At 59.5% G+C, this 13,236-nt stretch carries 15 protein-coding genes and 1 pseudogene; 6 read left to right on the forward strand and 10 right to left on the reverse strand.

Annotated features, from left to right (window positions below; translation table 11 throughout):
- Positions 1–368: 368 nt before the first annotated feature.
- The 5 genes from BFE01S_RS43765 to BFE01S_RS36245 all read right to left on the reverse strand — a co-directional run bounded on the left by BFE01S_RS43765 (position 369) and on the right by BFE01S_RS36245 (position 3,287).
- Positions 369–620, reverse strand: coding sequence for a ribbon-helix-helix domain-containing protein (locus BFE01S_RS43765; protein ID WP_084170439.1), 252 nt, complete (start codon positions 618–620; stop codon positions 369–371).
- Positions 621–656: 36 nt separating this feature from the next.
- Positions 657–1,298, reverse strand: coding sequence for a division plane positioning ATPase MipZ (locus BFE01S_RS36230; RefSeq protein ID WP_028229663.1), 642 nt, complete (start codon positions 1,296–1,298; stop codon positions 657–659).
- Between the two features lie 244 nt (positions 1,299–1,542).
- On the reverse strand, positions 1,543–1,848 hold the full coding sequence (locus tag BFE01S_RS36235) for a Txe/YoeB family addiction module toxin (RefSeq protein ID WP_028229664.1): 306 nt from the start codon (positions 1,846–1,848) through the stop codon (positions 1,543–1,545).
- Entirely contained in the window at positions 1,796–2,098 is a 303-nt protein-coding gene (locus tag BFE01S_RS43770) for a type II toxin-antitoxin system Phd/YefM family antitoxin (protein WP_084170440.1), read from the reverse strand. Before BFE01S_RS43770 ends, BFE01S_RS36235 begins: the two co-directional genes overlap by 53 nt.
- Before the next feature lie 364 nt (positions 2,099–2,462).
- Positions 2,463–3,287, reverse strand: a complete 825-nt coding sequence (locus BFE01S_RS36245; RefSeq protein WP_028229666.1) for a hypothetical protein — start codon at positions 3,285–3,287, stop codon at positions 2,463–2,465.
- A gap of 127 nt (positions 3,288–3,414) precedes the next feature.
- On the opposite strand from BFE01S_RS36245, the gene BFE01S_RS36250 reads away from it, so the two are divergent.
- The 3 genes from BFE01S_RS36250 to BFE01S_RS36260 all read left to right on the forward strand — a co-directional run bounded on the left by BFE01S_RS36250 (position 3,415) and on the right by BFE01S_RS36260 (position 5,052).
- A complete protein-coding gene (locus BFE01S_RS36250) occupies positions 3,415–3,642 on the forward strand; it encodes a hypothetical protein (RefSeq protein ID WP_028229667.1) in 228 nt (75 codons plus the stop codon).
- A 70-nt stretch (positions 3,643–3,712) separates the two neighbouring features.
- Positions 3,713–4,096: a hypothetical protein gene (locus BFE01S_RS36255; protein ID WP_028229668.1), complete on the forward strand. Its 384-nt coding sequence runs from the start codon at positions 3,713–3,715 to the stop codon at positions 4,094–4,096.
- A gap of 47 nt (positions 4,097–4,143) precedes the next feature.
- The gene (locus BFE01S_RS36260) at positions 4,144–5,052 is read left to right on the forward strand and encodes a tyrosine-type recombinase/integrase (RefSeq protein ID WP_245621287.1); all 909 of its coding nucleotides are present in this window, start codon (positions 4,144–4,146) and stop codon (positions 5,050–5,052) included.
- 21 nt (positions 5,053–5,073) lie between these two features.
- Here BFE01S_RS36260 and BFE01S_RS44885 read toward each other — a convergent pair whose 3' ends face one another.
- A complete protein-coding gene (locus tag BFE01S_RS44885) occupies positions 5,074–5,229 on the reverse strand; it encodes a hypothetical protein (protein ID WP_156967281.1) in 156 nt (51 codons plus the stop codon).
- Positions 5,230–6,224: 995 nt separating this feature from the next.
- Complete coding sequence (locus BFE01S_RS41610; RefSeq protein ID WP_042340001.1) at positions 6,225–6,995, reverse strand: replication initiation protein; 771 nt, start codon at positions 6,993–6,995, stop codon at positions 6,225–6,227.
- 1,105 nt (positions 6,996–8,100) lie between these two features.
- Between BFE01S_RS41610 and BFE01S_RS42210 the strand changes: the two genes are divergently transcribed.
- The 3 genes from BFE01S_RS42210 (at position 8,101) to BFE01S_RS41620 (ending at position 12,096) form a co-directional block, all read left to right on the forward strand.
- Positions 8,101–9,336, forward strand: coding sequence for a MobA/MobL family protein (locus tag BFE01S_RS42210; protein WP_052421087.1), 1,236 nt, complete (start codon positions 8,101–8,103; stop codon positions 9,334–9,336).
- A gap of 229 nt (positions 9,337–9,565) precedes the next feature.
- On the forward strand, positions 9,566–9,868 hold the full coding sequence (locus tag BFE01S_RS36285; protein WP_156967282.1) for a hypothetical protein: 303 nt from the start codon (positions 9,566–9,568) through the stop codon (positions 9,866–9,868).
- Positions 9,865–12,096: a DotA/TraY family protein gene (locus BFE01S_RS41620; protein ID WP_042340003.1), complete on the forward strand. Its 2,232-nt coding sequence runs from the start codon at positions 9,865–9,867 to the stop codon at positions 12,094–12,096. Before BFE01S_RS36285 ends, BFE01S_RS41620 begins: the two co-directional genes overlap by 4 nt.
- Positions 12,097–12,138: 42 nt before the next feature.
- On the opposite strand, the gene BFE01S_RS44890 is transcribed toward BFE01S_RS41620, so the two are convergent.
- The 3 genes and pseudogenes from BFE01S_RS44890 to BFE01S_RS45285 form a co-directional block, all read right to left on the reverse strand.
- Positions 12,139–12,378 (reverse strand): hypothetical protein, encoded by a 240-nt coding sequence (locus tag BFE01S_RS44890; protein ID WP_156967283.1) that lies wholly within the window; start codon positions 12,376–12,378, stop codon positions 12,139–12,141.
- A 67-nt stretch (positions 12,379–12,445) separates the two neighbouring features.
- Positions 12,446–12,838: a hypothetical protein gene (locus BFE01S_RS36295; RefSeq protein ID WP_028229671.1), complete on the reverse strand. Its 393-nt coding sequence runs from the start codon at positions 12,836–12,838 to the stop codon at positions 12,446–12,448.
- Positions 12,831–13,236: pseudogene (locus BFE01S_RS45285) on the reverse strand (hypothetical protein); the annotation flags it as partial. The pseudogene BFE01S_RS45285 and the gene BFE01S_RS36295, both read right to left, overlap by 8 nt.

Below are 13,236 nucleotides of genomic sequence, written 5' to 3' on the forward strand. Positions count from 1 at the left end.
GATGAGCTGGAGGTCGATGAAGTGCGTGAACTCGGTATCGAGGAAGAGGCGCGACTGGTTCACCTCGCCAGCCCCTGTGGCCGCTGCCATTCCCGGCTCTCCCATATGCCGTATAGGTAACCCCACACGGCAGGCTCTACGGCTCTCTGACTGGATCGAACCAGCTCCGCAAGGCGCTGGTCCGTCATGTGATGCGGGTTCTCGATCTCGAGAACGACCGACAGGTCGCTCTCCAGCGAGAGTGTTTGGCAAGGATGCAGCGATAGAATGGCGTCAGCCATGGTCGATCTCCTAGCTAGATCGGTTGTGGTCAGGCCTGGGCCGGTGTTGGTAGCACCGACTCGGGCCGCTCTTACTGCTGTGAAAAACTATCCCAGCTCGCGCGCGATCAACTCCCTGACCAGCTGCGCGATGGTCGTGCCGCTCTCGACGGCCCGTAGCTTTAGACGACGATGCGTGTCTGGATCGAGATCCAGATTGAGTCGTATCGGCTTCGCAGGCCGTGATCCAACCTGCGATTGCACCATTGCCGCACCGGCGGCGAATTCTCCAACCGATGTAGGCATGCTTTCCGGCGTTGGTTTGCTGGTCGTACTCGGACTAATCTTAAATTTACTCATCTACTCAACTCCAATGAGTTACTCAATAACTCATCGTTACGATTCAAGCTCGAAAAACTCCTGAGCCAGCAGCTGGATTTCGGCGCGGGCTTGGACGTTGTCAAGTTCGACGACGCCCTGCCCTCCGAGCAGGGCATCGCGATAGACCTTACGGTCGCGGATGACAGTGTCGGCCAGCTCGAGCTGGTCAAACTGTTCGAGCAGCTCGCGGGCGTTTTCGACTTCGCGGATGACCGGATTGGATGGAGCCATTGAGAGAACGGCCACTGCTTTCAGCTCTGGATTCAGGCCACGTGCAAGGGAGACCAGCTCGTTGACTTTGGGTAGTGTTTCCAGATCGGCCTGACTCGCCCTGGTCGGCACCAACACCAGGTTTGCGACCGCCATCGCCGATCGCATTTCCCGCGAGTCGCGGCCACCGGCATCCACCACGATGACCTGGTACCGTTTGGCGAGGTCGCGCAGAGTCGCGGCGACGTCGCCCGTGCGCTGCACGCACGGAATCGCCGGCTTGATGCTGGCTTCGTCACGCCGCTCGATGAACCGCGCGCAGGTCGCTTGTCCGTCCGTGTCGACAAGCACTACGTCGATACCTTGGTGTCCAAGGTGGACGGCAAGATTGCTCGCGATGGTCGATTTGCCGACCCCGCCCTTTTCCGCACCAACCAGAATGATCATACTCATCACCTCAAATGAGTTGAGTTATTGAGTTGATTCTATGAGTTGAGTAATTGAGTGTCAAGAGGCAAAGGTGACAGGTTCCGTGCGGCCGTTTGCCGTTGCGTACGAGAGCGGGAATTACGTCAAATTCCCGCGTCTGCCGGGGGATCGCGCGCGACGACGGCAGGCGTCGCCGTCACTAACTGCGGGCTTATGATCCGCAGAAAAAAAGCACCATCGACGGTGCTTTTCGGGTACTGCATTACTCGTAATGGTATCGACATTGCATCACGTAGATGATGCCGTCCTGGACGATGTACACCAGGCGGTCAGCTTTCGTGATGCGACGCGACCAGAAACCGGTAAGGTCCCCTTTCAGGGGCTCCGGCTTGCCGGTACCCCTGAAAGGATCGCGGGAGATTTCCTCAATCAGGCCGTTGATCTCGGCAACGATGGCGAGGTCCTGTTTCTGCCAGTGCAGGTAGTCGTCCCACGCGTTCGTCGACCATGCAACCTTACAGTTGCTTACGGCTGCGGCTTTGTTCTTCGCCTTCTTCTTCTGTGTCATGTATCAGCAATTCCTTCGCAAAGGTCTTGCCGGCCTTGAACTCAGCAATGGATTGGCGCAGTCGATCAGCGTTCTTGGGGGTTCCCAACAGATGCAGGGTTTCCTGCAGGCTGTTGTAGTCCTCCAGCGAAATCATGACGACGTGTTCACCACGCTGACGGGTGATAACCGTCGGCTCGTGATCCTTGCATACCGCATCCAGAGCCTGCTTAAAGCCGGCGCGAGCCTCACTAAAAGTCAGGATGTTCATATCTATAGCTTCTCTCGTACGTGCGCCCCGCTCATAACGGCGACGCCCGTGTAGGCCCCAGTCCTGGGCGACCTGGAGCGTGTTCTGCCTTCGGTTATGGCCGTGGCAGTCTTAAAGGCATTACGCGCCTTTGATGACGATAAAGATGACGCATTCTATTTGCCCATGGCCAACCCTGGCAGGGTTGGTGAATGCGGAAAACATTGTACATAAATCTGTACAATCACGCAATGCGGAGCTAGGCCGTCGCAGTTGGCTGGGGCGTCGCGTTGGCGAAGGGGTGTGAATTCGAAACTGAATTCACATGGACATGCATGTAAGTCATTGATTTTGCATGTATTTCTCGTAACGCCCTGAATACAAATTACTTGGTAGGGTGCTTTTTTTCGTGCCAGTTGAGCAGCCGCTGGATATGCCCGGCCTGAAAGTCGCTTGGGCAATCAATTTTCAGGTTCAGGGCGCTCCGTATTTCCCGCATCAGCTTGATGTGGGACAGCGGATACATCTGATGCTCGAACAGCAGCGTGAAACCGCCGGCCCTCCACACTTCATCGATATAGTTCTTCGGGGCGTAGCGCATGATGAACAGTGGTCGCAATCCAAGATGCTTGCATAGCCGAATCTTGATGCGCAGTTCGCTGCGGGGGATGTAATTCTGGGTGTTCTTGATTTCGATGCCATACGCAATCCCATCCTTCACAGCGACCCGATCGAGGTTGTGCCTCGACTCGGTCCATTTCACTCCGCCCCACTCGCTGATGTTCTTTTCCATAGCAGGCATGAAGCCGGCGCGGGCCAATGCACTGTCGATCAGCATCTCGCAGTAGTGCCCGACGGCCCGTGTGAAGTCTGGATCATAGAGTTGGGTGAGGTAGCTCTCCAGCTTCCTGGCCTCGAGCTTGTAGTAGCGGTAGCTCGGGTGAAAATAGAAATGTACGAGCTGTGTGCCGCCGATATGGCGCGGCTCGAACCTGATCTTTCCTTCGCGAGCCAGCTCTCGCAGTCCCTTGTTGGTAATCCAGTGAAAGTAGCGGATCTCAAGGCGCGTCTCGATCTGCACCGAATAGAAAACCCGCTGCGGCTCAGCGTCGAAAATTTCCATAATCGCGAGTTTGGCCTCATCGATCTTGGGATCGCGGGGCCTTGCTTCCTGCTCGGACTCGTCTTCGTAGTCGTGTTCTTCCATCATGCAGGTTCCCGTGTGGTATGGAACTATCATGCCGGACGTTTTTGCCAATGCAAGTCACCGCGAACGAGCCTCGCGGAGATTTTTTTATATATGATAATGTCCTTTATCATACATATGGAGCCACTCAATGACGCATGAGCAGGAAAGAAACATTGAAGCAGCATGGGCAAAGCTCCGCTCAACAAAGGAGCGGCTCAAACGGGCCGCTGATGCCCTTAAGTCGGCAGGTCTCGCCAGGGCCCCTGAGGAGCGACTGCAAGAACTGGATCAGCTATACCAGGATGCGGTCGATGCCGACTCTATGGCCTCTGATGAACTGGAAAACGCCATGCGTGCGATCGGTCTCAATGTATGAAACAGCTGTCGCGTGCAGGACGGGAATAAGACGCGACACGAGCCTGATCCGCGAGTCCTGAGGAGAATTCATGCGTTTCCGTTTCCCGCTACTGCCAGCCGAATTCGAGATCCCCGATGCCTGGTGGGCCGACGCAGGCATGGCAGCTTTCCGGCCCGGGGCGTCGAGCTACCGTTCGACCCCGGATGCGCTCCTGGTGCCACTCCAGGCAATCGAGCCGCCGTTCCGAAATCCCGAGGTGATACGTGACTGGCGCGGCTTCGACCGGGCGCGAATGATCAGTGTTCTGAGCGGAATGGCGACCGGTGCGGAAATGCCGCCGGTTCCCGTCGTTGCATTGCCAACAACCGACTATCCCGCCGCACCATTTGCCTATCGCGTGTGCGACGGTTTTCACCGGTTCTACGCGTCTGTCGCGGCAGCGTTTGAAATGTTGCCCGTGGTAATCCGATGATGCAAACGCCCGCACGCTATTCGCCGCAGTCGTTGCCGGCGCTTGTGATGTCCGCCGGCGACCGCGCCGGCATCCGCTTTCTCGAGTTCTTCGCGTCGGCGATCCGCAACCCGCATACACGGCGCGCCTATGCGCGCGCGGCGGGGGACTTTCTGGCGTGGTGCGGGCAGGCGGGCGTTGCGTCGATCACGGCCGTCCAGCCGCTGCACGTCGCCGCGTGGATCGAGCTGCAGACGGCCACGCACGCCGCGCCGACGGTCAAGCAGCGCCTGGCGGCGATCCGCCACCTGTTCGACTGGCTGGTGACCGGCCAGGTCGTGCCGCACAACCCGGCCGCCTCGGTGCGCGGGCCGGCGCACTCGGCACGCACCGGCGCCACGCCCGTGCTGGAGCCCGCCGAGGCGCGGCAGCTGCTCGACAGCATCGACGTGAGCACACCAATCGGACTGCGGGACCGGGCGCTGATCGCGCTGATGGTGTTTTCGTTCGCGCGCGTGGGCGCGGCGCTCGCAATGCGCGTCGAGGACGTCTACGTGCAGAACCGGCGCCTGTGGGTGCGCCTGCGCGAGAAGGGGGGCAAGGCGCACGCGATGCCCTGCCACCACACGCTCGAGGCGTACCTGCACGCTTACCTCGACGGCACCGGCATTGCGAATGAACCGAAGGGGCCGCTGTTCCGCACAATCGCGCGCGGCACCGGGCAGCTCAGCGCCACGCCCCTGCCGCAGGCAAACGCGTACGCGATGGCGCGCCGGCGTGCGGCAGCCGTCGGCATCGGCACCAAGATCGGCAACCACACGTTCCGCGCGACCGGCATCACCGCCTACCTGAAGAACGGCGGCACGCTGGAAAATGCCGCGGCGATGGCCAATCACGCGTCGACACGCACCACGCAGCTCTACGACCGACGTCATGACGACATCAGCCTGGACGAGGTCGAGCGTATTCGCGTCTAACGTGGCGCAGCACTGCCCAGGTCAGCGCCGCCGCGACCCCGTCAGGCAGACAATCGCGACGACGAGCAGCAGCATCGCCGCGCAGCATACGAACATGGCTCCGCCGGTCTGGTGGGCGTCAAGTTGCACGACGAAGTTGCTGCACGCGTCAATGATGCTGGTTACTTGTTTTTCCATGTCGGCGTCCTGTTCAAAAGGTCCGGGCGAAAAAAAAGCCCGTCGGCAGTGGCCAGTTGGGCTTCGAACAAAAAACACAGGTTGTTAACGCAAAAACCCGCAGGCCTGCGCGATGCGGGTTTTGTACGGGCGAGTGCTTCCACCGAGGTGGTGAGCCGCTTTCCCGGGGCTCCAGCTAATCTGTTGCTACCGTACTCTGCTGACGTCCGGATTTCCCTGCTGGGAAGCAGACCTTGCGCGTGCATGGTGCAATCAGCATTCTGACCATCTGGGCGCAACTTCGCCCACGAAACCATGGTAACTTATATATGTGTTTTTGTACAGTATTTGTTCTGACTCTATGAGATAATGCGGCGTCTGGCTGTGGACTCGTGTGCCAGGCCGCACTGGTCGCGATAGCAATGAGCCGCACGTGGGGCTGCTGCCAAGAAAACCGCGTAATCCTAGACGTTGCCGAGGTCTGAGCCGGTGCAAATCCGCGTCTAGGTAGGCTGGCAGTGGATTGGCCTACAGGGCATGTGGGAGGGACAGAAAGGCGCGCTGCGTCGTTGGACGGCCCCATGTAAAAATCCGCGACCCAATCGGGTGCTGAAATCTCTGCTCCAAACTCCACCGCTTGCCGTGGGGTAGGGGGCAACATCGGCTGAAAACCCCCAACCGGCAAAGCCGGTAAGCAAGCTGTAATAAGGGGTAAAAGAGGGTGCGGCGCAAATTTGGCCCAAAAAATCGCCAAAAATTTCGCTATCTCTGTGGATAACTTGCTTTGATGCTTTCGCAAGAACGCAAGAAGCTGATGGTGATGGCTCCGCACGGGCCGCCCCGATAGAGATTGGGACGGTGCTGCGCGAGCGGCAGAAGGTCTGATATCGATGCGCCGAAACTACCACCAGATAAGGGCTGCCGAGCTCATGCGTAGTTTTTTGCGTATTACGCAATTTGCGTGGCAGGAAACTTTTCTGACAAATTCCCACTTAGTCGTGCGCCATAAATTCGCGTCAGAGTAAGAAAAGCTGGGGGTTGGGCTTGAACGTAAATTCAAGCCCAGTCACTTTGCGACCTCCATTTTTTGTGGGCTTCCATTCGATCAGCAGGCCATCTTTCCCTGTTAGCTCCGCGACGGCCGGATCGATCACGCGCCGGCGCAGTTGCCCGAAATCCTTGAGACAGCTTGGGGGGGCTTCCATCGCGTGGCAAAAGTCATCGAAGCTGATCCGGACTAGGCCAGTATCACGATATTGAGCAAACATCTCCATCAAGCGCCATGAATAAACCGAGCGGAGCGCCGCAGTATGTTTGAGCTTGTAGGTCGTGAATTCCTTGCGAAGTCCAAGCAAGAACGGCGCTACTTCGGGCGAAAAATTGACCTCGACCCAGCCCTCGCCGTGATGGTAGGTGTTCCCTGATACCCAGCGATATCTGCGCTCCTTCTCGCCCCTGCGCGTTTGTTCGATCGTGCGAATGTACTTGTTGAAAATCGAGTCCGCCGCCTCTCGTAGCTGCACGTATGCCGTTGGTTGATCGATGCCGAACGTGGAAGCGTAGTCCTGCGCTGATAGCTTGACCTTCCATCCTTCGTTAGGCCCGAGAGCAGCCGCTAGCTTGCGCAACTCAACTGAATCACTTTCGGCAATGGCCGACGAGATAAGCCGTTTCTCAATGAGCTTTAATCCCTGCGCGGCGCGCGTCAGGGCGTTGCTCATGTTTACAAATCGCTCGGAAAGCGCTGTTTCGAGCTCTTCCGATGTCGTGGCAGCGGCTTTTTTCATTCTGACATTCCCCACTTATCCTGACGCCGCACAACGGTGGCAGATACCCATAACTCTGTCAACATAATTTATTGGCAGATTTGCGGGCGAGTGGGAATTTGTCAGAATTCGCCCTGTGGACAGCAGTGGGAATTTGTCAGACTGAGTGGGAAAATGTCATTTTTGAGTGGGAATTTGTCAGATTACATCCCCGGAAACCCAATACTGGCAAGGCTTTGCCCATTCTACAAACCTCTACAAACATGTTTACAAACCCGCAACGTTTCGAATCCGACGCATTGCGTCACCGCGTGAGGGTTTAACTCCACGCCCCCACAAGCGGGGGCAAAACGGCGCTTCGCGCCTTGACGGCCCCCAATACCATCCGGTCATCAGCGGCCTGTCCGGATCGCCCCTGCGGGTCGGCGCTCTCCCCACGCTGCGCGCGGGTCCCCGTGCGCCTCGATCCGGGCGCGACGGCGCGCGCGAGCCGTAATCGGTTCTCTAAGGCTTTGGCTTGCAAGGGAGGAGGCGGGCTTGCCGATGCGGTTCTGAAACCGCTAGCGGCCAGCTGCGGCCCTCGTAGTGGTCGGTTGAGGGCTGTGGGTGTATTTGTCAATGGGGGCCGCGCAGCGGCTCACGCCGTAGGCCCCACGCCGTGAGGGGCCCTGTGGGCGGGTAGGGGGCAAGCCCGGAGGGGCTTGCCCCCAGCCGTCCATGGGGACGCGGGTGGACCGCTATTCCTTGCGGCGCTTGTCCAGCCAGTAGCGGACGAGGTCCCAGACGACGGTCCAGGCGAGGTGCGCGATAGGCGCGATGTTGGCAATTTCTGTGATGTGCTGCATGTCTGACTCCGATTCAAAGGACGCGGCATTGAGTCACCGCTTTCGCGTATAGCGATGCCCTATTTATTCGGCCGTCACGACTCGGTCAGCGCCAGTAAAACCGCCCTCGATTAGTGACCTTTGGGGTTGGAAAACGGGAGGTCCTTAGGAGGGGCACCCTCCTAAGCGCGATTCCTCGTTTGATATGAGCTATGCTACGCATACCTCATATCAAACGATCGCGGTCAGGGCTGCACCCCGACACCTCCAAAAGCAAAAACATGGCGTCTCCCCACGTGTCCATGAAGCGCGGCAAGGTCGGCAATGGTGCCGCCCATGCCGCGTACGTTCATGGACACGGGAAGTACGCCGACCGCGACGACGTGCGCGCGGTCATCGACGGCAACCTGCCGAACTGGGCCGCCGACGCGGCCCAGTTCTTCGCGGCCGCCGACAAGCACGAGCGCAAGAACGGCCGCGCCTACCTGGAGGTCGAGGCCGCGATTCCGCGCGAGGCTCCCGATCCGGTCGCCTGGGCGCAGGAGTTCGCGGGCCGCGTCGTGGGCGAGCGGTTCCCGTACCGGCTCGCCGTGCACGACCGGGCGGCCAGCGACGGCGGTCGCAATGTCCACATGCACCTGATGTTTTCCGACCGGCCGACTGATGGCGGCCACTACGACGCCGAGCGGTTTTTCAAGCGCAACGGCTCGAAGAAGGACCGCGACTGGAACCGACGCGACAAGGTGCAGGACGTGCGCTCGGTCTTCGAGCAGCAGGTCCAGACCTCCGCGCCGACCTTCACCCTGCACCAGCCGCCGCAGGTCGCGCCGGAGCCGAAAATCGGCCCCGCCCTGCCGGGCGCGGGCTGGCGATATGAACAGACGCGCCGCGCCCGCCTCGACCAGGTCGAGGCGATCCGCGCACAGCGGCGCATCGAGGCGGCAGCCGAGCTGGGCCGCGACGCTATCCCGGCGCCACTCGGCCTGATCGACCTATCCACCGACCTGCGCACGGCCTTGGCCGAGCGCGACCGAATCACCCAGGAGCAAACCTATGAGCAACGCCGAGCCGAATTCCTCGACATCGACCCCGGACTTCTGGCGGCCCGACGCGGGCCGGAAGGCTCCGCAAACGGTCTGCGTCGATTGTCGGAATGCCGTCTGGCAGGAGCTGCGCGATATGAAGACGTGCCGAGTGTATTGCCGAGTGATGCACGCGATCATCGACGAGGATCTAAACGAGTGCACAATGCGCGGCTGACCGCTGTGCTGGATGGTGTTGGCCGTGAGATGGAGCAGCCTGCACAGCTCTCGCCGGAGAGGCTGGAGCAGTTCGAGGCCGGTCTGGATGAAATGCTCAGATCGCCGGACCTCGACAGCGAGACGCGCCTTCGTGCTTGGCGCTTGAAGCAGGCCGCCGAGGATGAGCGCAAGAGTCGGGAAGCGCGACCAATTCACCTGCAGCCAGCACCACCGGAGCCGGCCAACGAAGAGGGGCTTCCAACTTCGCGCATGCGGCCGCCCAAGCCGCGGCGTTGACGCGATGTTGACGCCACAATGACGCGAGATTGACGCGAGATTGACGCGAGCGCTACTGCCGCCGATTCAAAGCCGCCTTAGCCGCGTCATTGTGGCGTCAATTATAAAAATAATTCCGTATCGATATAGCAATACGGAATTTGGTTGTATAGGTGTGCGAATAGCTAATCTGTATAAATCCTATTAAGTGTGTATCATTCATTTGATACGGAATTTATGGGAGGCGGCATTGAATTATTTTCGCTATTTTCGCAGGGCGTGGCGCACGTACTGGATCCGTCGCTCATCGCCAGATCTGCGACATTTTCACGAAGGCATGCAGGTGGCGATGGTGCTGTTTCCTGCGCTTGGCTACTTGCTCTGGGATTGGCATAGAGCGCACAACCTGACTCCTGGCGCGGCGATTAACAGTTTGGTGCTGATCGCGCTTTTGGGCGGCCTAGCAGCAATACTTATTGCCACCGCCATCGGCATTCTCAAGGAGATTTATAACGAGGTCGTGCGCATTGTCGTGCTGAGGGGAGGCAAATGACCGCCAAACGGCCCTCACTCTGCGTCGGTGTATTCCTGTTCTCTGCCACGGCCACGCTCGCGCACGCGCAGTCCACGGAATCCATCAGCTCGATCACGAGTGCGGCCAACACGGGCCCCGACCAGTCGATGGCGGCACTGACGCAGGTGTTCGGCAGTGTCATGTCAAGTCCACTCACCGGAAGCAGTGGCTCAGGATCTACGATCGCGTCGATATTCGGCACGATCAACGCGTGCGTGCTCGTCATTGGCGCATTGTGGGCCTGTTATCTCTTCTTCGCGGCGTTGATCGCGACCGGAGCCGAAGGGGAATTCCTCGGCCAGAAGCGCTCGTCGATCTGGTTCACCATTCGCAACGGGGTTGGCTTCACGCTTCTCGTGCCGTTCACGGGGGGTTACTCCGGCGCGCAGATCATCGTGCTCTGGGTCACTATGATGGGTGTCGGGATCGCGAACCTTGGCATGTCCACGGCGACAAGCGCGCTGGCCAACGGTGGAACCCTCGTTTCGACGCCACCGCCACCGCAGGTTGTCTCGCTCGCGAAAGCACTGTTCGAGGCGAACCTGTGCGCCCAGGCGGCAAACGCGGCGGTGAACAGCCTGCCGACGGACACGGGTGGCGTCTCGGCCGATAGCGGCGAGCAGTTCAATCCACAAACGGCCACAGGTCAGGTCGTCCTGATGAATGGTAACGGGCTATCGTGCGGCGGCGCATCGGTTGCATCAAACTCTGCCTCGAGCACGATCACGACGACTGCATCGACGACGGGCCTGTCGTCGATCGTACCGAACACGAGCCAGATCACATCGACGCTCGTCACGCAGCAGCAATCGGCACTCACGTCGATGCAATCGACGCTCCAAAGCGCGGCGAGCGCGTATGTGTCGGCGGTGAACGCAGGTAATCAGCCGAGCGATCCGCAGGCGACGATCAACAGTGCAGCGTCCGCATACCAATCGACGATCCAGAGTGCGATCAGCAGCGCGTCGAGCTCGATCAGCAGCATTTCGAGCACCATCCAGTCGAGCCTTTCGACGAGCGGGTGGGTCATGCTGGGAGCCTGGTATCAGGCGTTCGCAATGGCGAATTCTCAGCTCACGGCGGCGGCTGCAACCACGGCAACGGCGATCGCACCGACCGACATGAGCAACCTGCCGTACCCGGATCTCTACAACAAGGTGATGGCGTCGTATAACCAGCAGATTGAACAGGATGCCTCTACGACAGCGAGTAGCACATCTAGCAGTTCGAGCACGACGCCGGTCATCGGTCTGTACTCGAATTCGCCAGATCCAGCCCACGTGATCGGCAGCATTTTCCCCGGTCAACGGCTGGTTTCCATGGTGACGACGCTGATCACGTCGAACAGCTCGAGCGGGACGGGAACGAACCCTCTCATGGGCATGAAAACCATGGGGGATTACATCCTCGACGCCGGCGACGGGGCGTTAGCTGCGTATGCCGTAGTTTCATACGGCCAGGGCGCAGCAGACTCGGTGCCAGGCAAGGTCTTGAGTGCCGTGGGCGACATGTTTTCTGGCGGCGCAATCAGTGGACTCAGCAGAGTGGCGTCGAATCTCTCGCCGATCATCCTCATGATGATCGTGAGCCTGTTTTTTTTCGGCGCGATGCTCTCTGTGTATCTCCCGATGCTGCCGTTCATGGTCTGGTTCGGGGGCGTATTGAGTTGGTTCGCTTGCGTATGCGAGGGTGTCGTGGCCGCGCCTTTATGGGCCCTTTCGCACCTCGATGGAGAGGGCGAGGGCATGGGTCCCCGCACGAGCTACGGCTACATCTTCCTGGTAAACCTGATGCTGAGGCCGGCGTTCATGGTTATCGGGTTTCTGCTGGCAAGCGTTGGCGTTGTTGCCTTCGGTCAATTGCTCAACACGATGTTTGCTCAAGCGATGGCAAATGCACAGTTCAGCAGTGTGACGGGCGTGGTGAGCATCATCGCGTATATTGTGCTGTACGTTGGCATGTGCCAGACGCTCTGCCAGACGATGTTCGGCTTGGTCCATCACATTCCCAACGCAATGGGCTCGTGGCTTGGTACGTCGATGCACAACCAGTTCGGTCACGAGATGCACGATAAAGGCCACACAGTGCTAGCGGGTGCGAGCAACACAAGCAGCCAGCACGTTCAGCGGGGCATTGGCGGCGGTAAGCCGAAGGGTGATGCTCCGGCAAATCCAGTCGGCAGCATAACTAACTCTGACACGCCATAAAGCAAAGGCCCTTGTGGGCCTTTGCTTTCCAGATTACGACTGTCACGTTTTGCTATAAGCAGCATTGAAAATCTTTCTGCGAACCTCTTTATCCGTCAATGGATTAACCGGATCGACACGTGCCAACTCATCTATGACGGCGGCAGCGACTGCGCGCGCTGCAGTGTTGCTAGCCCTCTCAGCAGCCAATTGTTGTTCCAACTGCTGGGCATAGTTCTTCCAGCTATCGGCCGCATCGCCATTACGTTTGGCAAGGCCCAGTGTATATCCATCCACGGCCATTTTTTAGCTCCGTTCTATTCGTTGTTAGCCAAAGCATACGGATCTAAGCGCCTTTACGCCAGATTGATCACTTCCCCTTGGCCTCGAGCGCGTCGATCGCCTTGCTGACGGCTGCATTGGCGCGCTCCCGGAATTCCGGGCTGGTGATGAATCGGGCCAGCCGGTCGGATTTTTCGGAGCGTGGCCGCCCGCGCGCCTCGGCGCGCTCCCTCGCTTCGGCGTCGTGGATCAGCCGCAGCATGTGGTTGATGTTCATCCGGTCGCCGGCGGATTCGATTAGCTCGCGCGGCATCGAGACATGGCCCGGCTCGACTTCGGACAAGGCCAGCCAAGCGGCGATCTCGTCGCTGTCGGCGGCCTCGTAGGTTGCACCGGTGGCGAGTACCGTCGCGATGAATATGTTACGCGGCTCGTCGTAGATCACGCGCGCCTGGATCCCAGGCCCAAGCTCATCATCCATTCTCTCCCTCCTTGAACGCGAAGGCATTGGCTCGCGCGTCGTACAGCGCATGGTGCCGGCCGCCGTGTTCCCGATACCAGGCTTCTTGCCGTTCGCGGTCGAGCCGTGCGCCGATGTTCTCGTGCGTCCAGCCGTCCGGCAGCGGCCCGTCGATCAGGTCGCACAGCAGCGCGAAATCGTCCGCGTAGTCGTAGCAAAGCACAGGGCCGGCCTCGACCGGAATCCGGCACAGCCAGGCCAGCACCTCGCGGCTGAGCTGGGCGAAGGTCATCGCCCGGCCGGGGAACTGCCCGAGCTGCGGCAGGACGGCCGCCCGTACGAACTCCGAACAGGCCGCCCGGTTGAAGTCCGTCACCTCACCGTAAAACTCCCCCTGCTCGCCCACGATCCCGATGCTG

This window comes from Paraburkholderia ferrariae NBRC 106233 (genome assembly GCF_000685035.1).
Taxonomy (GTDB): domain Bacteria; phylum Pseudomonadota; class Gammaproteobacteria; order Burkholderiales; family Burkholderiaceae; genus Paraburkholderia; species Paraburkholderia ferrariae.

What these genes read in the sequence shown, in the direction of transcription:
- BFE01S_RS43765 (WP_084170439.1), bottom strand. Translation starts at nt 620, where the DNA reads ATGAGTAAATTTAAGATTAGTCCGAGTACGACCAGCAAACCAACGCCG.
- BFE01S_RS36230 (WP_028229663.1), bottom strand. Translation starts at nt 1,298, where the DNA reads ATGATCATTCTGGTTGGTGCGGAAAAGGGCGGGGTCGGCAAATCGACC.
- BFE01S_RS36235 (WP_028229664.1), bottom strand. Translation starts at nt 1,848, where the DNA reads ATGACACAGAAGAAGAAGGCGAAGAACAAAGCCGCAGCCGTAAGCAAC.
- BFE01S_RS43770 (WP_084170440.1), bottom strand. Translation starts at nt 2,098, where the DNA reads ATGAACATCCTGACTTTTAGTGAGGCTCGCGCCGGCTTTAAGCAGGCT.
- BFE01S_RS36245 (WP_028229666.1), bottom strand. Translation starts at nt 3,287, where the DNA reads ATGATGGAAGAACACGACTACGAAGACGAGTCCGAGCAGGAAGCAAGG.
- BFE01S_RS36250 (WP_028229667.1), top strand. Translation starts at nt 3,415, where the DNA reads ATGACGCATGAGCAGGAAAGAAACATTGAAGCAGCATGGGCAAAGCTC.
- BFE01S_RS36255 (WP_028229668.1), top strand. Translation starts at nt 3,713, where the DNA reads ATGCGTTTCCGTTTCCCGCTACTGCCAGCCGAATTCGAGATCCCCGAT.
- BFE01S_RS36260 (WP_245621287.1), top strand. Translation starts at nt 4,144, where the DNA reads ATGTCCGCCGGCGACCGCGCCGGCATCCGCTTTCTCGAGTTCTTCGCG.
- BFE01S_RS44885 (WP_156967281.1), bottom strand. Translation starts at nt 5,229, where the DNA reads ATGGAAAAACAAGTAACCAGCATCATTGACGCGTGCAGCAACTTCGTC.
- BFE01S_RS41610 (WP_042340001.1), bottom strand. Translation starts at nt 6,995, where the DNA reads ATGAAAAAAGCCGCTGCCACGACATCGGAAGAGCTCGAAACAGCGCTT.
- BFE01S_RS42210 (WP_052421087.1), top strand. Translation starts at nt 8,101, where the DNA reads ATGAAGCGCGGCAAGGTCGGCAATGGTGCCGCCCATGCCGCGTACGTT.
- BFE01S_RS41620 (WP_042340003.1), top strand. Translation starts at nt 9,865, where the DNA reads ATGACCGCCAAACGGCCCTCACTCTGCGTCGGTGTATTCCTGTTCTCT.
- BFE01S_RS44890 (WP_156967283.1), bottom strand. Translation starts at nt 12,378, where the DNA reads ATGGCCGTGGATGGATATACACTGGGCCTTGCCAAACGTAATGGCGAT.
- BFE01S_RS36295 (WP_028229671.1), bottom strand. Translation starts at nt 12,838, where the DNA reads ATGGATGATGAGCTTGGGCCTGGGATCCAGGCGCGCGTGATCTACGAC.